This window comes from Sphaerospermopsis torques-reginae ITEP-024, assembly GCF_019598945.1.
Taxonomy (GTDB): Bacteria; Cyanobacteriota; Cyanobacteriia; order Cyanobacteriales; family Nostocaceae; genus Sphaerospermopsis.
The window spans coordinates 5,081,415-5,102,693 of record NZ_CP080598.1; the positions used below are offsets into that span (position 1 = coordinate 5,081,415).

At 36.2% G+C, this 21,279-nt stretch carries 17 protein-coding genes, 1 other RNA gene, 2 pseudogenes and 1 CRISPR repeat array; of the genes and pseudogenes, 14 read left to right on the top strand and 6 right to left on the bottom strand.

Features of this window, described 5'->3' with window-relative positions; translation table 11 throughout:
* Window positions 1-83: 83 nt before the first annotated feature.
* Window positions 84-1,781: an NYN domain-containing protein gene (locus K2F26_RS23635; protein WP_220609727.1), complete on the bottom strand. Its 1,698-nt coding sequence runs from the start codon at window positions 1,779-1,781 to the stop codon at window positions 84-86.
* A 398-nt stretch (window positions 1,782-2,179) separates the two neighbouring features.
* Here K2F26_RS23635 and K2F26_RS23640 point away from each other — a divergent pair, with 398 nt between their 5' ends.
* Window positions 2,180-3,211 (top strand): VOC family protein, encoded by a 1,032-nt coding sequence (locus K2F26_RS23640; protein WP_220609728.1) that lies wholly within the window; start codon window positions 2,180-2,182, stop codon window positions 3,209-3,211.
* 154 nt (window positions 3,212-3,365) lie between these two features.
* Window positions 3,366-4,181 carry a DUF1838 domain-containing protein gene (locus tag K2F26_RS23645; RefSeq protein WP_220609729.1) on the top strand — a complete coding sequence of 272 codons (816 nt, stop codon included), beginning with the start codon at window positions 3,366-3,368 and terminating at the stop codon, window positions 4,179-4,181.
* 241 nt (window positions 4,182-4,422) lie between these two features.
* Window positions 4,423-5,557: direct repeats of the CRISPR family, unit length 37 nt; unit sequence GTTGCAACATTAAATAATCCCTATTAGGGATTGAAAC.
* A gap of 72 nt (window positions 5,558-5,629) precedes the next feature.
* Here K2F26_RS23645 and K2F26_RS23650 read toward each other — a convergent pair.
* The 4 genes and pseudogenes from K2F26_RS23650 to K2F26_RS25270 all read right to left on the bottom strand — a co-directional run.
* A complete protein-coding gene (locus K2F26_RS23650) occupies window positions 5,630-5,965 on the bottom strand; it encodes a XisI protein (protein WP_220609730.1) in 336 nt (111 codons plus the stop codon).
* Window positions 5,953-6,369, bottom strand: a complete 417-nt coding sequence (locus K2F26_RS23655; protein ID WP_220609731.1) for a XisH family protein — start codon at window positions 6,367-6,369, stop codon at window positions 5,953-5,955. The genes K2F26_RS23650 and K2F26_RS23655 overlap by 13 nt, the downstream gene beginning before the upstream one ends.
* A 396-nt stretch (window positions 6,370-6,765) precedes the next feature.
* Window positions 6,766-6,996 (bottom strand): annotated as a pseudogene (locus tag K2F26_RS23660) (pentapeptide repeat-containing protein); the annotation flags it as partial.
* A gap of 200 nt (window positions 6,997-7,196) precedes the next feature.
* A pseudogene (locus K2F26_RS25270) lies at window positions 7,197-7,343 on the bottom strand (hydantoinase B/oxoprolinase family protein); the annotation flags it as partial.
* 180 nt (window positions 7,344-7,523) lie between these two features.
* On the opposite strand from K2F26_RS25270, the gene K2F26_RS23670 reads away from it, so the two are divergent.
* From K2F26_RS23670 to K2F26_RS23720, 11 genes are all read left to right on the top strand, one after another.
* Window positions 7,524-8,399, top strand: a complete 876-nt coding sequence (locus tag K2F26_RS23670; RefSeq protein WP_220609733.1) for a M48 family metallopeptidase — start codon at window positions 7,524-7,526, stop codon at window positions 8,397-8,399.
* 259 nt (window positions 8,400-8,658) lie between these two features.
* The gene (locus K2F26_RS23675; RefSeq protein WP_220609734.1) at window positions 8,659-9,285 is read left to right on the top strand and encodes an alpha/beta hydrolase; all 627 of its coding nucleotides are present in this window, start codon (window positions 8,659-8,661) and stop codon (window positions 9,283-9,285) included.
* A gap of 160 nt (window positions 9,286-9,445) precedes the next feature.
* Entirely contained in the window at window positions 9,446-9,658 is a 213-nt protein-coding gene (gene isiD / locus K2F26_RS23680; RefSeq protein WP_220609735.1) for a protein IsiD, read from the top strand.
* A gap of 253 nt (window positions 9,659-9,911) precedes the next feature.
* Window positions 9,912-11,036 carry a DUF262 domain-containing protein gene (locus K2F26_RS23685; protein WP_220609736.1) on the top strand — a complete coding sequence of 375 codons (1,125 nt, stop codon included), beginning with the start codon at window positions 9,912-9,914 and terminating at the stop codon, window positions 11,034-11,036.
* Entirely contained in the window at window positions 11,030-12,130 is a 1,101-nt protein-coding gene (locus tag K2F26_RS23690; RefSeq protein WP_220609737.1) for an AAA family ATPase, read from the top strand. Before K2F26_RS23685 ends, K2F26_RS23690 begins: the two co-directional genes overlap by 7 nt.
* Entirely contained in the window at window positions 12,131-12,919 is a 789-nt protein-coding gene (locus K2F26_RS23695; RefSeq protein ID WP_220609738.1) for a hypothetical protein, read from the top strand. It begins immediately after the preceding gene.
* The gene (gene coaBC / locus K2F26_RS23700; protein ID WP_220609739.1) at window positions 12,919-14,145 is read left to right on the top strand and encodes a bifunctional phosphopantothenoylcysteine decarboxylase/phosphopantothenate--cysteine ligase CoaBC; all 1,227 of its coding nucleotides are present in this window, start codon (window positions 12,919-12,921) and stop codon (window positions 14,143-14,145) included. Before K2F26_RS23695 ends, coaBC begins: the two co-directional genes overlap by 1 nt.
* 174 nt (window positions 14,146-14,319) lie before the next feature.
* Window positions 14,320-14,709: a transfer-messenger RNA gene (gene ssrA, locus K2F26_RS23705) on the top strand.
* Window positions 14,710-15,040: 331 nt separating this feature from the next.
* A complete protein-coding gene (locus K2F26_RS23710; protein ID WP_220609740.1) occupies window positions 15,041-16,759 on the top strand; it encodes a diflavin flavoprotein in 1,719 nt (572 codons plus the stop codon).
* A gap of 182 nt (window positions 16,760-16,941) precedes the next feature.
* Window positions 16,942-18,654, top strand: coding sequence for a diflavin flavoprotein (locus tag K2F26_RS23715; protein ID WP_246605474.1), 1,713 nt, complete (start codon window positions 16,942-16,944; stop codon window positions 18,652-18,654).
* A 394-nt stretch (window positions 18,655-19,048) separates the two neighbouring features.
* Entirely contained in the window at window positions 19,049-19,990 is a 942-nt protein-coding gene (locus K2F26_RS23720) for a GNAT family N-acetyltransferase (protein WP_220609742.1), read from the top strand.
* A 25-nt stretch (window positions 19,991-20,015) separates the two neighbouring features.
* Here the strand turns inward: K2F26_RS23720 and K2F26_RS23725 are convergent, their stop codons facing one another.
* Window positions 20,016-20,228, bottom strand: a complete 213-nt coding sequence (locus tag K2F26_RS23725; protein WP_220609743.1) for a proteinase inhibitor I4 serpin — start codon at window positions 20,226-20,228, stop codon at window positions 20,016-20,018.
* Window positions 20,229-20,558: 330 nt separating this feature from the next.
* Here K2F26_RS23725 and K2F26_RS23730 point away from each other — a divergent pair, with 330 nt between their 5' ends.
* Window positions 20,559-21,239: a Uma2 family endonuclease gene (locus tag K2F26_RS23730; protein ID WP_220609744.1), complete on the top strand. Its 681-nt coding sequence runs from the start codon at window positions 20,559-20,561 to the stop codon at window positions 21,237-21,239.
* The last annotated feature ends 40 nt before the right edge of the window (window positions 21,240-21,279 follow it).

Sequence of the window (21,279 nt, forward strand, 5' to 3'; positions counted from 1 at the left end):
AATTAAATATGCGTAATTTGAAACCCTTGGTAGGGACAATTCATGAATTGTCCCTACATCTTTTTCAGAGAGTTCTCATATACTTATCCTGATGTCATAGTGACTGATGGTAATATTTTATATTTATTCCCTTTCTGCTGGATCTGGAAAGAATTACAAGACTGTAAAAATTTGAGAAAACTACCATTAATCTGTAACTCTTTCATTTGCTTAGTAATAGGTTTATCATATTGTTGATGAAATTTAATTCCTAAAATTCCAATATCAACATAGTTGTTGTTTGCTGTTTTCGTTAACTCTGTAAGAATCATTTTTAGTGCTTTTTCTAAGTCAGCAGCAGAATTGATATTAGTTGATGAAACAGATGATAATACAGATCCAGAGCTAGGAGAATTAAGTTTAATTACTTGCCATTTATTATCTTTGAGTTGAACTTGAAAATCACTGCAAGATTGTAAAAACTTGGCAAATGTACCACCTATCTGTAACTCTTTCATTTGTTCAGTAATCGGTTTACCATATTTTTGCTTAAATTTACTGGCTAGAATACTAATATCAAAACTTTCATTTTTAGATTGTTTGCTTAACTCTGCCCAAATATTTTTTATAGCCTTTTCTAAATCTAATTTGGTGGTTAAACTATTCACTAATGAGTTATTTTTAACCTGAGAGTTTTTATTATTTTCTGCTGGATTAATATCTTCTTTTTGGGAAAAATGTTGTTGTTCAAAAAGCGTGATGTATAATTCTCCTACATCATCAACTTGATGAATCACAAAATCTGCTGGATAGCTAATAAAAATATCTTTAGCCCTTTTACCTGGTAAATATTTAGCAACGATATTACTAATATTTACTTGATATTGAGTTTTATATAATTTAGAAATTTGAGACAGTTTAATCCAATAATTAGCTGTTTGCTTTTGTTCTTCTTTAATTAAATGTTTGACTTGCAGAACAAATTGATCAATAGATGGTATTTCTGGTAAGGGTTTAATGCTATGGATAATAGTTTCACCTGTGGTATTATTTAAGATATTGATATTTTCCCCGTGCTGACTGACTTGATATACAGTTAATCCATGCTGCTGTAAATTGTTACATAAATTCGTCATTACCTTATCAGATGAACAAACGAAAACTTCTTTAGCTTTGGGATAAAGTTCATGAATAGAAGACCCAAAAGCAATCATTTTTCCATCTGCATTATCCCTACCAGCAGGAACATGAATCAAATCATAACCACGTTCATGTAATTCTACATCTAGTTTACCTCGATTACTCCAATTAGCAAAGGCAATTTTCACTTGAATCGGACATTGACAAATAGTTCCTAAAAATTTTTCTGTATTGATATTAAGTTGTAAATTTTCCGCATCTAAAAGTAAAACCCCTATTCCTACTGTTACTAAAGCCGGAAACAATGTAGAATTTAAACATCTATCTAAATCAGATATAACAGGATTGTGATTTCTAATTTCAGCAATTAATTCTGATATAATTGGTACATTTAAAGCTGCGGGAACTAGGAAAGCTTTTAAATATAGTTGTAGCTTATTTATTAGTTCTTCCTTACTGCGAGTTTGACTGAGTAATTCTGTAAATTTAGCACTCAAAGCAGATTGATTAGCTGTTTTTTGCCATTGGACTTTTCTGTACTTTTCCATTAATAATTCTGGCTGCTGTTGTTGAATAGTAATTAGGGCTTGGCAGACCTGAGAGACTATTTGATTTAATAAAGCAGAATCAGAGGTAGTAAGCGATCGCTCATGATTTGACATAACTTATACAATACAGTAAAGCATCCTGACTAAAAATACTGAAAATTTTGTTCAATATCCTACAATATACTAATTTATACCAATTTGCGGTTTTGGATGTGGGAACATCTCTCTAGCTGTATGAGGACTGATGCAAAATATCTCTGTAAGTATTCAGCCGTCAGTAATCAGCTATTATCTGTGATTTATAAGCATTTTCAGCGAGGAGCTAGGAATTGATCTTTGGTGTCAGTCTCTCCTAAAATTCCTGGAAAATTAGCCTAAAAAGCGGTTTTAGCTGACTGCTGATAGCTGAACGCTTACATATCTCTGATATCATTTCCAGTTGAACAGATTTGTTTGTTATTCTAACGGAATTTATACAATAAGTAACAGTTTACACCCAAATTTATTTGGCCATGACTCAAGTAAAAACTACGACAATTGAAGGTATCTATGAAGTTTGTATTGGCGTTACAGAGCCGATTTTAGCAATTCAATATTGGCAACAATTTGGTTATCGCATTGGATCAGTGGGAGAATTAAACGCAGAAACAGCGTATCAATTATATGGGGTAAACTCCCCTTTAAAAGCAATTCGTCTTAATCACCAAGATGCAGATCATGGTTTAATCAGATTGATGACTTGGGAAAATCCCATAAATCAAGGTTTGGGTATCAGTTCCATGAAAATCAAGGGTAATCGCTGGACTACGACTTTAACCGCTGATTTATTAGGGATTTTAAACCATGCGGAAAATGCCAGAGCCGCCGGTCATACAATTAGATATACTTACCCTTACTGGGAAGTCATTTATCAAAAAGAATACAAAAACCGTCCCTTTGTTGATCCAGCCGTAGGAGTCAGAGAAATGCTACTGCTGCAACCTTTGACGCGACAGGTGTTATTTCAACGCTTTGGTTATGTCATGCCCTACTATGGCAAAATAAATCACAATGCACCTTTTAGCACCAGTCAGTTTACCCATTTGGGGTTAGTAGTTCAAGACGACAGCAAAGAAACCCTGCGGTTTTATGAAGAAGTTTTGGGTTTGTTGCGTGTGCGAGATGATGTAGAAACCAGCTATGAATCTTCTTTTGCAGGACGAGATTTTTTTGACCTCCATCCAGGGGAAAAGTTTATTGTGACAGCGTTTGATGATCCCCGTTCTTCTCAAACCAACTTAATGGAAGCTCGCAGCGGTAGACTTTATATTGTACGCTTTTCAGAAAATATCCCCTTAGAATCACATTTTACATTTGCTCAACCAGGAAGTTTAGGAATGTGTCTTTACACTTATCGTGTGCAGGGAATACACAATTATTTTGATAAAATTCGGGCAAGTAATGTACAGAAGTTTACTAATATTGTAAATAATGAATTTGGAGAAATGAGTTTTTCTTTTGTTGCCCCAGATGGTTATTTCTGGACTTTAGTAGCAAAAAATTAAGTCAGGAGTCAGGAGTCAGGAGAATTTTAGATTTTAGATTTTAGATTTTAGATTGGATTCATGAAATACAATCCAAAATCCAAAATCCAAAATCCAAAATCCAAAATTGTATCACCAGTCCCTACTATAATCATAAGGAGAAAATATACAGAATATGGTAGCCCACATCCAAGAAGTTGATGCCCAACAATGGGTGAAAACTCGTTCTTCCTTAGATCCTAATGAATCGACTTTTTTAGTTTGGACAGGTAAAATTTATAGCTTTGTCCCTGGGGAAAAGCGACAACTTTTATTTAAAATCATCGGTATGAGCGTAAGTCGGTGTATTCCCACTGCTGAAGGTCGTTGGGATTTTACTTCTAGAGAACTGACTTATTACCTCAACCCAGAAACTGATGAAATTTTGCGAAAATGGGAAAATCCTTGGACTGGGGAAACTGTGACGGTGATGCACGTGGCTAATAATCCCGTACAAGGTAAGTTTAAAGGTAAACTGCCTGTACAGGTGGAAGGTGAAAATACTACCTTTGTCTTTGATCTGTTTCCCCATTATCCCAACCCTTTGGCAGAAGATCCCCAGTTTGCTTCCTACTGTCCATCTCCAACTTATCAAGCGGCTGAGTTATTTAAAATCTCTGTCAAGAGTGCAGATTTGCTCAACTCAGAACTTAATTCCGTCACAGAATTAAAATTAAGTTGGGATAGAATTGGTCAATGGTTGCCTTGGATGAAGATGGGTGAACAACCAGGACAACTTATATATAGTGCTACCGGTGGCAAGGTGGGCGGTTTTACAGAGTTACCCCCACTGTTACAAGCGGAAATTAATAACCGTGTGCCTTTGTATAAGCAAGCGCCGAATGCTTTTATGGAAGGGGAAGATATGACTTCTTGGTTATATTTTCAGAAGCATTTTTCTGATTATTTGGCTGGGGAAGTTTTTCCTTTACCAGCAACGGAGGAAGGTTAGTTTTTAGTCCGAAATGCGCGGATGGGTGGGTGTAATTTTTGAGGTGTTGAAAAAAATGCCTGGATCTCTCTCTATGCAAGGGTTGGGAGTTATTTGTGTAGAACAACCACCCGCGCACCTTACGCTGTCCTGGTTTCAGCGTTTTTCCCTCTTGACGCAATTCCTGAAATGGACTATCATTAGAACATCCGCGCAACCGAACCTTGAAAACTACATATATCTAGGCTTCCAGGATGCCGCTGTTGCAACATTAAATAATCCCTATTAGGGATTGAAACCTCAACTACCTGCATATTCAATCTGAAAATGACGTTGCAACATTAAATAATCCCTATTAGGGATTGAAACATCGGTGGATACCAAGTGAAGACGACCTATTTTGTTGCAACATTAAATAATCCCTATTAGGGATTGAAACCTCTAACAATTCTCCAAAATTTATTGCTTTTACGGTTGCAACATTAAATAATCCCTATTAGGGATTGAAACTCTTTTAAATCGCTTACAAATTTTCTTAATTCAGGTTGCAACATTAAATAATCCCTATTAGGGATTGAAACAGGTAAATTCATTATATATAAGAATAATAAAAATATTCATGTTGCAACATTAAATAATCCCTATTAGGGATTGAAACTAACCTCTAGTGTGGGCATCCATAGCCCATAAGTAGTTGCAACATTAAATAATCCCTATTAGGGATTGAAACCATTTATCAGCAGAATTTAACAAAGTTGATGATTATTCTGTGTTGCAACATTAAATAATCCCTATTAGGGATTGAAACTTTATAGTCCAAATAGGTGGACCATTCAATCAATTAGCTGTCACAGGTTGCAACATTAAATAATCCCTATTAGGGATTGAAACAAAACCAAATTTTCTATAACACCACCATAATTCTGTTGCAACATTAAATAATCCCTATTAGGGATTGAAACCCCTATAAGAAAAATGATCATCTGCACTAAAAAATTTGTTGCAACATTAAATAATCCCTATTAGGGATTGAAACTTGCTGTTTCTAACCTCAATCCCACACATAAGTTGCAACATTAAATAATCCCTATTAGGGATTGAAACCATTTTCCTGACAGTGCTATTGAGGATTAAAGTTGAAGGTTGCAACATTAAATAATCCCTATTAGGGATTGAAACATACGATAGACCAGCTTCCTTTAGAATATCTCTTGTTGCAACATTAAATAATCCCTATTAGGGATTGAAACTGAAATTCTTTCTGCCACTTAGGGCTATTTAAATTATGTTGCAACATTAAATAATCCCTATTAGGGATTGAAACCGCAATTGAAATTATTATCAGCCTGATTATTTGGGTGTTGCAACATTAAATAATCCCTATTAGGGATTGAAACTGGAGATAGTACCCAAAATCAATCTATAAAATTGCAAAGTTGCAACATGAAATAATTATGATTAAAATACAATCAACCAACTCCATAGCCTGTATATTCCCGCATTTCAGGAGCTTGAAAACCTAAAATAATATCTTCCTTTGCAACCCCTCGCGCTACAAGTTCTTGAGCCACCATCATTTCCGTCATATTTTGCTCAATCCAGATTTTTCCCTCTTTAATATCCAAATGTAAAACACAACCATAGACACGCCGATGGCCATCCCATCCAACATTCATGACTTGGTAATGATCTTGTTTAGTATCAAAAACAGTGTAACAATCAATCTTACCATTGGCTATCGGGATGGCAGCATAAGCAGTCAACAAAGACTGAATGATATTGCGATAAGATGCTATGGTATCCATTGTAAAATTACCTCTTCAATTGGGTCATAAATAATTTGTTTAATCTGATATCTCTCTATTGAAATTTGGGCAAATTCCCGCTTAAAAAAAGATTCATAAACACCTATTGGTACTGCCAAATAGAGAATACGAGTTGGATCACTGATTTCTAAAGCAAGTCTATAATTCAAAAATTGTCCTAATGCGGCATGATAATCGGTTAGTGGTGAATCACTTAGGAACGTTTTAACCTCAACTGCAATTTTTTCTTTACCCCGCTCTGCGGCCAAAAGTTGCTCTGCACCTAAATCAATTTCAAACTTGGTTCCGCCAACTTCCAGTCGTAGGGAATCATCAGTGATCTTCCACTCCTCCTTTTCTAAAGCTCTTCTCACCACAGTATGAAATTTATCTTTAGCTGCCATTGTTGTCTTTTTAATGTTTAGCCCAGAATCTCTGCCCTTTTAGGGTGAGTAGTATGTCAATTACAATCTTAGAACAAATTATTGCAACATTGAATAATCCCTATTAGGGATGGAAACTTGTACTAAAATTCAGGTTCTAAACCGGAATATTGTAGAGGTTTAGCAATGCTAAACCCCTACAGACTCCTGTTATATTTGGTAATTCCTATGGTTTATGTCCCAATCTTAATGGCTACAGCTATAGGTTAAAATTTTATAGCCCTGGACAGGTTGGTTAAGACATTAATTGATAATGAAACTGTTACTAAAAGAGGGTTTTACTTCTGACTCCTGCTATAGATAAAAACAAGAGCGATCGCCAAATTTATCCCCATAACCAGCAACAAAACCAAAACGTCAAAATTTCCGCATACCATGACTAACGGGATCAAAACCCTTAGAAAAGCGCGTGCTGTCATCATAACAAGCGCCCTTCAAATTCGCACCATATAACTTAGTATAGTGCAGCCTCGCACCCCGAAGATTAGCTTCAGAGAGATTAACACCGCACAAATTAGCCCTAGTCAAATTAGCATTAGCTAAATTAGACCTACTCAAATTAGCACCCCACAGTTTAGCCTTAGCCAGACAAAGGTAAACAGTAAACATTTTATAGCACTAGTATAAAAAGTCTAAAGTTGGGGACTGGTGACTGGTGACTGGGTAATCAATTTTAGGTTTCCCAATCAACTATTAACTATGACTAATTACCAAATAGCATTTAAGTAAGAAGTTATCCACACTACAAACCACAACTAGAAAAAAGCTACCTTGGTTTTTAGCACTATTTAACTAAAACCTCCTCCTCCTGGAGTTTCGATCACAAAAATATCGCCTGGTTGCATCTCTACAGTAGCGGTACTACCTAAAATTTCCTCAGTGCCATTTTGCCTTTTTTTAGATACAGCAGTAGGGGCAAACCCCCCGTGGTTGCCCGTATAGGAGTCAGGAGTCAGGAGTTCAGGAGTACGGCTTCACCACGCTTCGCACTTCAGGAGTCAGGAGTAAAACTCCCAGGAGTGAGTTTGAGGCGATCGCCTGTACCCACAAGTATCACGGGTCTGAAATCGCTATACTAGCTGTGGGAATTATATTTTTTATTGATTGCCATCATTATGTCTTTAGTTAAAACTTCTCTAATTGGTTTAAAAGCTGACTCTTTCCGTCATCCTCTGGACTTGGAAGCTACAAGAACTCTCAAGCAAATTCCTGGTATAGATATGATGGTCAGAAATTGGCTAGGTCCAATGGCAGAACAGGTTTTTTATGTAGAAAATATTGCTGCTAGTGTATTGGTGGGTGAAAAACAATTACCAGATTTACACAAATTATTATTAGATGCTTGCAACATCTTAGATATTGAACCACCTCAATTATACGTGCGTCAACATCCCGCCCCTAATGCTTATACTTTTGCCATGCGGGGTAAACAGCCATTTGTGGTGTTGCATACTTCTTTAATTGATATGCTCACACCAGAAGAAATACAAGCGGTTATTGCCCATGAGTTAGGACATCTCAAATGCGATCATAGTGTTTATTTAACACCTGTGAACTTACTCATTTTAGCGGCTGCAATTTTACCTAATGTGGGTGCGGTTTTAGCTCAAACATTACAAGCACAGTTATTAGAATGGGTACGTTGTGCAGAGTTTACTTGCGATCGCGCTGCTTTGTTAGCTACCCAAAACCCCAGAGTTGTCATGTCAGTTTTAATGAAGTTAGCCGGTGGTTCTCCCACCTTAGCACCTCAATTAAATCTTGATGCTTTTGTTGCCCAAGCCCGTGCTTATGATGACATTAGTAAAACGGAACTGGGTGTAATGGTGAAAGAAGCCCGCACCGCCCAGTTAAGCCACCCAGTACCCGTATTGCGAGCTAGGGAAATTGACCGTTGGGCAAGTAGTACGGAATACCATAAACTTATGCAAAATCACGGTTTTAAAGGAGAAACTGAAACCGCACCCAAGGGAGGATGGAGAAATTGGTAAATGTTTAGGTGACAGGTGACAGGTGACAGGTGACAGTTAAGAGTTTTTAGCAATTACCAATTACCAATCAATACTTTTCGGTTAAGCCCAAAACAACGAAATAACGTAGGTTGGGTTGAGGAACGAAACCCAACATTTACAAGGGTTTGTTGGGTTTCACTTCGTTCAACCCAACCTACAAAAATCCTTAACCGAACAGTATTGAATTACCAATTACCAATTACCAGCCCTAACTAAATAACTAACAACATAATTGATCATGACATTAGATTTCATTAGAATTTCGCCAAAAACAGAAAAAACACCATCCGCTTTAATCGTTACGTTACACGGGTGGGGTGCAAATGCGGAGGATGTTGAATCTTTATCCTCTTATTTCAATTTACCTGATTGTGAATTTTTGTTTCCTAATGCTCCTTATCCCTATCCCTATTCCCCTGTTGGTAGGGAGTGGTATGATTTGCGGGATGAGAATATGTATCAAGGATTGCCAGAAAGTCGTCAATTATTGATAGATTGGTTGCAGTCTTTAGAAAGTATGACAGGAGTGCCTTTGTCTCGCACCTTTTTGAGTGGGTTTTCTCAAGGTGGTGCAATGACGTTGGATGTGGGGTTAACTTTACCTCTCGCTGGTTTGGTAGTGATGAGTGGGTATCCACATCCTCAACTTGCTAACTTACAAAAAGGCAATTTTCCACCCACATTAATTATGCACGGCACACAGGATCAAGTTGTACCATTGTCAGCCGCTACCAAAGCTCAGGAAGTGGCAGAAGCATTAGGAGTGGTAGTGGAATATCATGAATTTGTGATGGGACATGAAATCAATTTAGAAATGTTGGAGGTATTGCGAAAATTTGTGATCAAGACAATTGCGGAGGGTTAAGTTATCAATTTTTTACAATTTTAGGATAAAAATCAGCTAAATGTTTACATATTTCATGCCCACTAATTAGTAATATAGATTGGGTGGAATATTCTAGCTCATTTAGCTCAACTCCACCCACGGCTGAATGCGAGTGCTGCAAAAGGGAGGGGCAAGCATTATGACAACTCTAAGCATTTCCAAGAAAGAAATTGCTGCCATGACAGCAACAGATGTAAAAGATTTGGCTACTCGTCTGGAATTGGATAATTATAGCAATGCTTTTGAGGGTTTAAATGATTGGCATCTACTGCGAGCGATCGCCTTTCAGCGTCCAGAATTAGTTGAGCCTTACATCTACTTGTTAGATTTAGAACCCTACGACGAAGCATAGAGATTTTACCTCACAATTCAGAATTATGTAAGGGTTTGGCCTTGCTAAACCCTTATAAAAATCATTTTAAGCGAACAATCATTACATGATTCAAATAGAAGCATACAAATGGATGCAATAACAATATAGGCTTATGCCAAGGTAGCCATGCTATCAGTCAACACCTAAATGATTTGTGTAGATGAATTATTTGGTATCATTAGAGAATGATATACAGTTTTTTGTATCTAAGTAATTAGGAACGGTTGTCATAATGATCACAAATAATCAACAGGCGGAATTATTAGATCAAGAAAATGAATTAGATGATGATTTTAATTTTGAACAAGATGAGGATGAAAACTTAGAACCATTTGATCCTACAAAAATTAGGGTTAAAACGAAACCCATGACAATGGATTTACTACTAAAAAGAATTAAACATGATGAAATTGACTTAGCTCCTGATTTTCAGCGACAATCTGGTATTTGGACTACTAAAGCCAAGAGTCGCTTAATTGAATCTCTTTTGATTCGGATTCCGCTGCCAGCATTTTATATAGATGCGACGGATGATGATAAATGGATTATTATAGATGGTTTACAAAGAATTAATACATTCAAAAGTTTTATTTTAGATAAATCTCTTAAATTAACAGGATTACAATTTTTAAGCGATTTAGAAAAGAATAAATATGATGATTTACCTCGTCATTATCAAAGACGTATAGATGAAACAGAATTAACAGTTTATTTAATTGAACCTGGAACTCCTACTGAAGTTAAGTATAATATTTTTGAAAGAGTTAATACAGGAGGATTACCTCTTAATAAGCAAGAACTTAGACAAGCAATTAACCCTGGACCAGCAATAGAAATTCTGAAGAGATTCGCTAAATTACCAGAATTTGAAAGAGTCACAAATTTGAGTCCAAAAAAAAAGAAACGTATGGATGACCATGAATTTATACTTGGTTTTCTAGCATTTACTTTAAATGATTATGAATATTATCCTGTCAATAAAGGTCGTAATTATTTCTTGAATGAAGTAATGCAGCAATTAAATAAAATAGATACTAATTACATAGAGAAAGTAGAGAATAAATTTATTACAGCTATGAATGCATCTGAGAAAATATTTGGAAATTCGGCTTTTCGTAAATCACAAAAATCACCAGTTAATAAGTCTCTGTTTGAAGTTTGGTCAGTTACTTTAAGCAAATTAACTTCTCAAGAAATTGAAAAATTAATCAATCATAAAGAGAAATTGAATAATATATTTAAACAAAAAATGATAGAAGATGCTGATTTTCTGAAATCCGTATCTCAAGCATCTAGTAAAGTTCAATATCGGTTTGAACAAATTAATCAAATAATTCAAGAGGTTTTATCATGTTAAGTTCTTTAACTTTAAAAAATTTCAAACCATTTGAAAATCAATCTTTTTCTTTAAAACCATTAACTCTACTTTCTGGATTAAATAGCACTGGTAAATCGTCTGTATTGCAATCTCTATTACTATTACGTCAATCTTCTCAGCAGGATGATTTATTAGATAGGGTAGGTTTAGTATTAAACGGTGATTTAGTATCTATAGGTACTGGACAAGATGCTCTTTTTAAAAGAGCCAAAGAGGATTTAATAACTTTAGAAATTGGCATGAATAATGATATTAAAGGTACTTGGATTTTTGATTGTGATCGTGAATCAGATATAATGCAAATATCTCCATTGTCAAGTGCTGATGTAGCAATTTATAAATCATGTCTTTTTAACGATAAATTTCATTACTTAAAAGCAGAAAGAATTGCACCGAGAAATTATTTCCAAATGTCCGATTTTAAAGTCAGACAACATCAGCAAATTGGCAGTCAAGGTGAATTTACTCCCCATTTCCTATCCATAAATGAATATAAAAAAATTCCACATAGTCAACTATCGCATCCATCAGCACAGTCTGATATTTTAAAAAGTCAAGTTGAAGCCTGGTTAGGAGAAATTAGCCCTGGAACAAGAATTGATATAAAATTACATTCAGCAATGGATGTAGCGAATTTACAATATTCCTATGAAGATAATAATTCTTATCGTTCAACTAATGTAGGTTTTGGAATTACCTATACTTTACCGATCATTGTTGCTATATTATCTGCTACTTCAGATACATTAATTTTATTAGAGAACCCAGAAGCTCATCTTCATCCTAGAGGACAATCTAAGATGGGAGAATTAATTGCCTTAGCAGCAAGTTGTGGTATTCAAATAATATTAGAAACTCATAGCGATCATGTTTTAAATGGTATTCGTAAAACAGTACGTCATCAGAAACTTGATTCTCAAAAAGTGCAAATTAACTACTTTGAAAGATATTTAAAAAAAGGACAACCAACAACAGAAATTATTACTCCTCGAATTTATCCAGATGGAGGAATTGATAAATGGCCTGATGGTTTTTTCGATCAAGCTGAAAAAGATTTAATGGAGTTACTATAAATGCACTTTTTGATTAATGAGCTTTCTTTTATTGGACAAGCATCTAATAATTATGAAGCTGATGAATTAATGAAACATATCTTGGAAATTATAGAGGAAATCAGTGTTCTTCAAAATGGTGTTCCGATTCAGACTCACAGTAGTTTTGCTGCTCAAAAGCTATCTTCTGATTTCACCGTAAGTCAATGGATTTTTAAACATAAGACTTCAAAAAATTCTGAACAACAAAAAATCGCTATGATTCTACTGAGGCTTTTAAGCAAGGGACCTTTTATAGATGTACAGGATTTTTTTAATGATTGTAAATGTCACTATCAAAAACAAGATGTTTCATCGAGTTCGTTAGCTGGTGCTGCTAAATTGGAAGGTATATTAATTAGTTTACAAAATAACCCTGATTTTATTCACGAAAATATAGAAGTTGAATTTCAAGAATCTATAAATTCTCCGCAAAAAAATATAACTATCACAAATTTGACTACTATTAAACAGACTAAAAAAATATGTCCTCGTTATCAACTTCATTCTAAACATGATCCTCAAGGATATTGGAAAAATGCTACTCCTATGGATTTAACAGATGAAGAAGCTCAAAAAATTTTAAATAGTTCTATATGTAGCAGTAATAACAATAGTGAAAAACGTTATGGATATCACAAGGAAAGTGTTAAATTCTATGTATTTCATTCAGATAATACTTTTGATGAACAAGGTTATCCAACCTATCATGGATTTCCAATTTCTGAAGATCAAGTCCCTAAAGAAGTATTAAATAAAATAAAGAGATAATGCCATCATCTGTAAATCTCCCATCCAAAAAAGTTATTGTTGCTATATGCGGTGGTATCGCCGCCTATAAAGTTTGTGAATTGGTTTCTAGTTTGTTCAAATCTGGGGTAGAAGTACGAGTGATTCTCACAAATTCTGCTCAGGAATTTATCAAACCTTTGACTTTTGCCACTTTATCCCGTCATCAGGCTTATACAGATGAGCATTTTTGGCAACCTATTTATTCTCGCCCTTTACATATAGAGTTGGGGGAATGGGCTGATTTAATTGTCATTGCGCCTTTAACTGCTAATACTTTGGCTAAGTTAGCTTATGGAATGGCAGATAATTTGTTAACAAATACTGTCTTGGCTTCTACCTGTCCTGTGTTGTTAGCACCCGCTATGAATACGGATATGTGGGAACAGGTAGCAGTACAAAGAAATTGGCAGCAACTATTGACAGATAAAAGATTTTATGGTATGCAAACAGGTTCTGGGTTATTAGCGTGCGATCGCATCGGTGCAGGAAGAATGGCCGAACCGGAAGAAATATTTGTTAATATTCAATCTTTATTACACACCCAAGGAATTCAAGATTTAAGCGGGAAGCGGGTTTTAATCAGTGCTGGGGGAACCCGAGAATATTTAGACCCCGTGCGGTTTATAGGCAATCCTTCAACTGGTAAAATGGGATTAGCATTAGCACAGGCAGCATTGCACAGAGGCGCAGAAGTTACATTAGTGCATTGTCCAGCAAGTTGGGATGCACCTTTAGGAGTAGAAGCAATTTCTGTAGTTAGTGCGGAACAAATGCAGCACGTGATGTTAGAAAAGTTACTAAATGCAGATATTATTATTATGTCTGCTGCGGTTGCGGATGTAAAACCAAGAGATTATAGTTCAGAGAAATTACCCAAGCGATCGCTTCCCGAAAATTTACCCCTTGCACCAGTACCGGATATAGTTGCTGAATTAGGAAAAATCAAACAACCCCAGCAATTATTAATCGGTTTTGCAGCACAAACCGGGGATATTGTCACACCTGCGAAAGAGAAATTACAGAGGAAAAAATTAGATGCAATTGTAGCGAACCCTATTGATAAAGTTGATAGTGGTTTTGGGAGTGATCATAATCAAGCGGTGTTTTTAGATAAAGAAGGAAGAGAAATAGAAATTCCCCCTTGTTCTAAATTGGAAATGGCGCATTATTTATTTGATTTTATTGTTTACAACAGGAGTCAGTAGGGGCAAACCCCCTGTGGTTGCCCTCTTGAGGCAGGAGTCAGGAACCAGGGGAAGTAGGGGAGGCAGGGGAGGCAGGGGGAGATTAATAACCCAATGCCCAAAGACAATAAAATTTTTTTGATCAACTCCACACAATCCCAAAATTGTATACTATAATAAAAATATAAAGCGCATGGGGCTTTAACGGTTTCGACAGGTTGGCGAAAGCTGCTCTGTGATTCAGGTCGAGAGTGAGTCTCCTCTCGCAAATCAAAGGCTCAAACAAAAAGTAAATGCGAACAATATCGTAAGCTTTGCTCGTAAGGAAGCCCTAGTTGCTGCCTAATAGCCTCTTATAGGTCCGAGCGTCTCTGGTTTGACTCCGTTAAGGACTAGAGACCTAACCCCAACGGATGCTCCAGTAAGCGTTCTCTGGTTGGTTTGCTGGCTAAGACTAAATCAGAGCATCCTACGTTCGGGACAATGAACGATTCCCGCCTTGAGGGTCAGAAAGGCTAAACCTGTGAATGAGCGGGGGGTTAATACCCAGTTTGGACATGGGTTCAATTCCCATAAGCTCCACTTTAAATATTGAACAAGTCCACCTGACACTATTATGTGTGGGTGGATTTTGTTTATAAGTAAATCAATGTTAAAAAACGTATTACCCATATCCCCGACTTCTCAGAGAAGTCGGGGATCTATCCACTTTCAATTAATTGTAAGTCGTTTATGTTTCATTATCTGGAAGATAGTTCAGAGTTCGTAGATTTTCGTGTCAAAAAATATGCTGAAAAATAGCATTGTTTGATACAACTTTAATTTTACAAAATATATTCTTAATTACAGCTTTAAAAAGAATTTAGGAAGAAAATGGTGGGGAGAAAAGAATATTATTTAGAATTGGATACAAATCATGGTAGCAATATCAGAGAAAATTGAACCAAGGTTAACTATACAAACTGTAGAAATTGCTCCTAATACTACAGCGATTCGTTCTCTGGATTGGGATCGCGATCGCTTTGATATTGAATTTGGATTGCAAAACGGTACAACCTATAATTCATATTTAATTAGGGGTGAACAAACAGTTTTAATTGATACTTCTCATCAGAAGTTTCGCCAATTATATTTAGACACTCTCAAAGGTTTAGTTAATCCGAAAACAATTGATTATATAATTGTTAGTCATACAGAACCTGATCATAGTGGTTTAGTAGAAGATGTACTACAATTAGCACCGAGAGCGACTGTTTTAGCTTCTAAAGTAGCATTGCAATTTTTAGAAGGTTTGGTACATGATCCTTTTTCCAAAAGAATCGTTAAAAGTGGCGATCGCATTAACATCGGAAAAGGACATGAAATAGAATTTGTCAGCGCCCCAAATTTACACTGGCCTGATACAATTTTTAGTTTTGATCGCAAAACCCAAATCCTTTACACTTGTGATGCGTTTGGGATGCACTTTTGTGATCATCGCACATTTGACGAAGATTTAGAAGCAATAGAAGCTGATTTCCGGTTTTATTATGATTGCTTAATGGGTCCCAATGCTCGCTCTTTATTGAATGCAATGAAGAGAATGGGTGAACTAGGTAACATTCAAATTATTGCCAATGGACATGGACCATTATTATATCATCACCTCGATGTTTTAACCGAATATTATCAAAATTGGAGTCAAAGACAAGCGAAAACAGAAACTACTGTTGGGTTGTTTTATGTTTCCGGTTATGGTTATAGTGAGCAATTAGCTCATGCAATTGGTGATGGTTTACAAAAAGCTGGTGTGGGTTCAGAAGTAGTTGATTTACACACAGCAGATTTTCAAGAAATTCAAGAATTAGCTGGTAGAGCAGCAGGTTTAATTATTGGAATGCCACCTACTTCTTCAATTGTAGCACAGGCTGGTATTAGTTCTTTATTAGCTGTAGCTAAAAATAAACAAGTTGTAGGTTTATTTGAATGCTATGGTGGTGATGATGAACCGATTGATACTCTAAGACGGAAGTTTATTGACTTAGGAATTAAAGAAGCATTTCCCGCAATTAGAATTAAATCAATTCCCAACGAAGCAACTTATCAACTTTGTACAGAAGCGGGTACAGATTTGGGACAAAAGGTGGTGCGAGAACGCAACATCAAACAAATCAAATCTCTCGACGTAAACATGGAAAAAGCGTTAGGGAGAATTAGCAGTGGATTATATATTGTTACTGCTAAAAAAGGTGAAGTTAGCGGTGCTATGATGGCTTCTTGGGTAGCACAAGCTAGTTTTCAACCATTAGGATTTACCATTGCTGTTGCTAAAGATCGAGCGATTGATAACTTATTACAAATAGGCGATCGCTTTGTGATAAATGTGTTAGAAGAAGGTAATTATCAAGACCTGAAAAAACACTTCCTCAAACGTTTACTTCCCGGTGCAGATAGATTTGCAGGTGTGAAAACCCAAACTGCTAAAAACGGTTCACCAATTTTAACCGATGCACTTGCATACATGGAATGTCAAGTAGTCAGCAACATTGAATGTAGCGATCATTGGATTTTATATTGCATCGTTGAAGATGGCAAAGTTTCCAAACCTGATGCACTGACAGCAGTACGTCATCGCAAAGTAGGAAACTATTACTAATTGATAATGGATAATTGATAATTGATAATTAATTGTTAATTGTCAATTGTCAATTATCTACACAGATATTTATCTAGCAAGAATATTTGATAAATAGTATGCCTTTTTCTGATTCTGTTTCTAATGCTTTCAACTCAGCTAAACATTGGGTTTCTCAAGTTTTTTATTCACCAGAAAAATCTATGACAGATTCCAAACCACGGGACGTACAAATTTTACCGATCGCCACCAATACCAAAGTTCTCAGAGCTAGGAGTTGGTCACGTCTAAGGTTTGAAGTTGAATATGCACTTTGTCGAGGAACTACCGCCAATTGCTATTTAATAGAAGCGGATAAAACTGCATTAATTGATCCTCCGGGAGAAGGATTTACTAATATTTATTTTGCAGCATTGCAGAATACAGTTAATTTGAGAAAGTTGGATTATGTGATTTTGGGTCATTTTAGCCCTAATCGTATACCAACTTTAAAAGCACTGTTAGAACTTGCACCGCAAATTACTTTTGTTTGTTCTATGGTTGGTGCAAATAATTTGCGTGCATCTTTCCCAGATCAAGATATTAAAGTTTTGATTATGCGGGGGAAAGAAACTTTAGATTTAGGTAAAGGTCATGTTTTGAAATTCTTACCTACTCCTAGTCCCCGTTGGCCAGAAGCACTTTGCACCTATGATCAACAAACCCAAATTCTCTATACTGATAAATTATTTGGGTCGCATATCTGCGGTGATGAAGTTTTTGATGATAATTCAGAAGCTTTTAAAGAAGATCAGCGTTATTACTTTAACTGCTTAATGGCTCCCCATGCAACTCATGTCGAAGCTGCATTAGAGAAAATTTCTGATTTGCAGGTGAGGATGTATGCAGTGGGTCATGGTCCATTGATCCGCACTAGGTTGATAGAATTAACTAAAGCATATTCTGAATGGAGTCGCGCTCAAAAAGATCGGGAAATTTCCGTAGCGTTACTTTATGCTTCCGCTTATGGTAACACTGCCACTTTAGCACAGGCGATCGCTTGGGGATTAACTAAAGGAGGAGTTGCGGTAAAATCAATTAACTGTGAATTTGCCACCCCTGGAGAAATTCGTGGTACTGTAGAACAAGCAGATGCGTTTATTATTGGTACTCCTACCATCGGTGGTCATGCTCCCACACCTATTCACACTGCTTTAGGTATTGTGTTAGCTATTGGTGATAATAGTAAATTAGCAGGTGTGTTTGGTTCTTATGGTTGGAGTGGAGAAGCTTTAGACTTGGTAGAAGGAAAACTGCGAGATGCAGGATATCGGTTTGGTTTTGACACTTTAAAAGTCAAATTTAAACCCGATGAAGTCACCCTGAAAATGTGCGAAGAAATAGGTACAGACTTTGCACAAAGTTTGAAAAAAGCCAAGAAAATTCGTGTACCACAACAACCTGCAACCCCTGTAGAACAAGCGGTAGGAAGAATAGTTGGTTCTGTATGTGTAGTTGCAGCGAAACAAGGAGAAGTTTCCACAGCAATGCTGGGGACGTGGGTATCTCAAGCTACCTTTAATCCTCCAGGAATTACAGTGGCGATCGCCAAGGAAAGAGCAGTTGAATCATTGATGTATCCGGGTGGTAAGTTTGTCCTGAATATTCTTCCGAATGGTGTTCATGTAGACTACATAAGACATTTCCGTAAAAATTTCGCCCCCGGAGAAGACAGGTTTACTAATTTCCAAACGGTAGAAGCTGATAATGGTTGTGCAGTCCTGACTGATGCTGCTGCATATTTAGAATGTTCCGTTAACCAACGTCTAGAATGTGGTGATCATTGGGTAGTATATGCCACTGTAGATAATGGTAAATTACTCAAACCCGATACTGTAACTGCGGTTAACCATCGCAAAACAGGAACACATTATTAAAAGGATATCAAGGAGTATTGATAATTGACAATTATTTCATTCAAGGCTTCCGCCGTGAGCGTCAGCCGAACGGTTTAAAACCTCTCCTTTCTCTGAGAAAGAAAAGCAAAAATTCCTATTTCCCAATCCTCTCACAAATGAGCCAGAGGAAATTGTCAATTGTCCATTGTTAATTTTCCATTGTTGAACTCGTTCCCAGTCTCAGACTGGGAATGCTATAAAGATGCTGTGCCTCTGAGTTAATATAATTAATAGATGATCTAAAATCCTCTAAAATTTCCGACCGCTTTTAGTAATAACCAAGGCGGTTTTATTTTATTTCACTTATTTTATTTAACAGCTTTTTCGTGACATGACATAAAAGATATAATAAGTAATTTAAAATCTCAAAAATATGAATCTTGCGATCCGTTTACTAAAAGAAACCGAATTAAAATTAGCTGATCACATATTTAGGTTAGCTTTTGGTACTTTTATCGGACTACCTAAACCTACAGACTTTGCTGGTGATGCTGATTATATTAAGCATAGATGGTATACTAATCCTCAATCAGCTTTTGCAGCGGAAGTTGACGGAAAATTAATTGGTTCTAACTTGGTGACACAGTGGGGAAGTTTTGCATCTTTTGGTCCATTGAGTGTTCATCCTGACTTTTGGAATCAAGGAATAGCAAAACGTTTGATAGAACCTGCTATTTCTTGTTTTGATGAATGGAATACTCAACTAGCAGGAATCCATACTTTTGCAAACAGTTCTAAACATCATTTACTGTATCAAAAATTTGGTTTTCACCTGCGATTTTTAACGACCATTTTAAATAAGTCTGTAAAAAAAGCTTCCTTATTACCAGAAAATAGTAGATACTCCCAGATGACAGAAAATGAACGTTATGAAAGTCTCAAAGCTAGTATGCAACTTACTGATTCTATCTTTCCCGGTTTAGATGTTTCCCAACAAATTCAAACTGTTGAATCACAAAATTTAGGTGATACAATTTTTTTATGGGAAGATGCAGGTTTAGCGGGATTTGCAGTTTGTCATATTGGTGCTGGTACAGAAGCAGGTGATAATAATTGCTTTGTAAAGTTTGGCGCTGTGCGTTCAGACACTCATGCACAAAAACATTTTGATCAGTTGTTAGATTTATGTGAAGTTTTGACTGTAACTATGGGAATGTCAAGCTTAGTTGCTGGGGTGAATACCAGCAGAGAAACCGCTTATTTGCAGATGCTATCCCGTGGTTTTCGCAGTCAGACGATAGGTGTAGCGATGCACAGACCTAACCAACCAGGATATAACTGTAGTGATGTTTTTGTAATAGATGATTGGCGTTAAGACACCAATACACAACCAAAATCTATCACAAATAATCATTATCTCCAGCTAAGAGAGATTCAGGGTTAGTTGGAGAAGATTTACTGATTAAATTTGTATTGTTATCTACTGGTGAATATCCCAGTACACTCAACATCATAATACTAGCTGCTGCTAAAACGTAGCGTCTACCCAAACTAACTCCGTACCGTCTTTGTAAGAAATTTCCTTGCACAGCAATAAACTTGTGTCGGTTCATCTGCTACCTCATTTGTTGTTTCAGCTTTCTATCAAGTTAGACGCTAATGATGTGTCAGATGTTCACTATCGCATACAAAATACATAAATCTTTGCTGGTTACAGTTTTGGTAACGGATTTTTACGTTATGTTTTCATAACTTAATTCAAGAGTCAGGAGTTATTAATTTTGGATTTTGGATTTTGGATTTTGGATTTTGGATTTTTTCAACTTCAATCTAAAATCTAAAACCTAGAATCTAAAATCTCAAATTTTCTTCCCCAGTCACCAATCACCAGTCACCAGTCACCTACCTAATATATACTAAAAATAGAACTGGTAGCATCAATTATGCTAAATTACAATCCTTTGCATTGCTTACCTTCATCAGAAGAACTACCCGACTCCGACGAAACACCAGTGGATAATCAATTACAGCATCTCATACCCGGATTATTAGAAAGTATTTTAGCCTTAATTTGGTCTCAAAGATGGGATTGGTTTTTTGGTGTGGACATGGGAATATATTATGATCCAAATGAACCTGCAATAGTACCAGATGGGTTTTTAAGTATTGGCATTCCCAGGGTAATTCATGAAAAATTACGTTCTAGTTATGTCTTGTGGGAAGAACAAAAACTACCCAGTTTAGTGTTAGAAGTAGTTTCCCAAACCTACAGAAATGAATATAGCACTAAAAAAGAATCTTATGCCCATGAGTTAGGGATTTTATATTATGTGGTATATAATCCCCAACGGAAAATCAAAGAAACTTTAGAGGTTTATAAATTAGTTGATGGGGAATATATTTTAATTCCTGGAAATCCCGTTTGGTTGCCAGAAATTGGTTTAGGAATCGGTAAAGAAAAGGGAACTTATCAAGGAATAACCAGAGAATGGTTATATTGGTTTGATGAAAATGGCAAAAGATTTTTAACACCAGAGGAAAGGATTCAACAAAGTGAAGAAAAAGCGAGAAAATTAGCTGAAATGTTGAAGAATTTAGGAGTTGATCCTGAAAGTTTGATGTAAGCATTCAGCTATCAGTTATCAGTTATCAGTTATCGGTTAT

What these genes read in the sequence shown, in the direction of transcription:
- K2F26_RS23635 (WP_220609727.1), bottom strand. Translation starts at nt 1,781, where the DNA reads ATGTCAAATCATGAGCGATCGCTTACTACCTCTGATTCTGCTTTATTA.
- K2F26_RS23640 (WP_220609728.1), top strand. Translation starts at nt 2,180, where the DNA reads ATGACTCAAGTAAAAACTACGACAATTGAAGGTATCTATGAAGTTTGT.
- K2F26_RS23645 (WP_220609729.1), top strand. Translation starts at nt 3,366, where the DNA reads ATGGTAGCCCACATCCAAGAAGTTGATGCCCAACAATGGGTGAAAACT.
- K2F26_RS23650 (WP_220609730.1), bottom strand. Translation starts at nt 5,965, where the DNA reads ATGGATACCATAGCATCTTATCGCAATATCATTCAGTCTTTGTTGACT.
- K2F26_RS23655 (WP_220609731.1), bottom strand. Translation starts at nt 6,369, where the DNA reads ATGGCAGCTAAAGATAAATTTCATACTGTGGTGAGAAGAGCTTTAGAA.
- K2F26_RS23670 (WP_220609733.1), top strand. Translation starts at nt 7,524, where the DNA reads ATGTCTTTAGTTAAAACTTCTCTAATTGGTTTAAAAGCTGACTCTTTC.
- K2F26_RS23675 (WP_220609734.1), top strand. Translation starts at nt 8,659, where the DNA reads ATGACATTAGATTTCATTAGAATTTCGCCAAAAACAGAAAAAACACCA.
- isiD (WP_220609735.1), top strand. Translation starts at nt 9,446, where the DNA reads ATGACAACTCTAAGCATTTCCAAGAAAGAAATTGCTGCCATGACAGCA.
- K2F26_RS23685 (WP_220609736.1), top strand. Translation starts at nt 9,912, where the DNA reads ATGATCACAAATAATCAACAGGCGGAATTATTAGATCAAGAAAATGAA.
- K2F26_RS23690 (WP_220609737.1), top strand. Translation starts at nt 11,030, where the DNA reads ATGTTAAGTTCTTTAACTTTAAAAAATTTCAAACCATTTGAAAATCAA.
- K2F26_RS23695 (WP_220609738.1), top strand. Translation starts at nt 12,131, where the DNA reads ATGCACTTTTTGATTAATGAGCTTTCTTTTATTGGACAAGCATCTAAT.
- coaBC (WP_220609739.1), top strand. Translation starts at nt 12,919, where the DNA reads ATGCCATCATCTGTAAATCTCCCATCCAAAAAAGTTATTGTTGCTATA.
- K2F26_RS23710 (WP_220609740.1), top strand. Translation starts at nt 15,041, where the DNA reads ATGGTAGCAATATCAGAGAAAATTGAACCAAGGTTAACTATACAAACT.
- K2F26_RS23715 (WP_246605474.1), top strand. Translation starts at nt 16,942, where the DNA reads ATGACAGATTCCAAACCACGGGACGTACAAATTTTACCGATCGCCACC.
- K2F26_RS23720 (WP_220609742.1), top strand. Translation starts at nt 19,049, where the DNA reads ATGAATCTTGCGATCCGTTTACTAAAAGAAACCGAATTAAAATTAGCT.
- K2F26_RS23725 (WP_220609743.1), bottom strand. Translation starts at nt 20,228, where the DNA reads ATGAACCGACACAAGTTTATTGCTGTGCAAGGAAATTTCTTACAAAGA.
- K2F26_RS23730 (WP_220609744.1), top strand. Translation starts at nt 20,559, where the DNA reads ATGCTAAATTACAATCCTTTGCATTGCTTACCTTCATCAGAAGAACTA.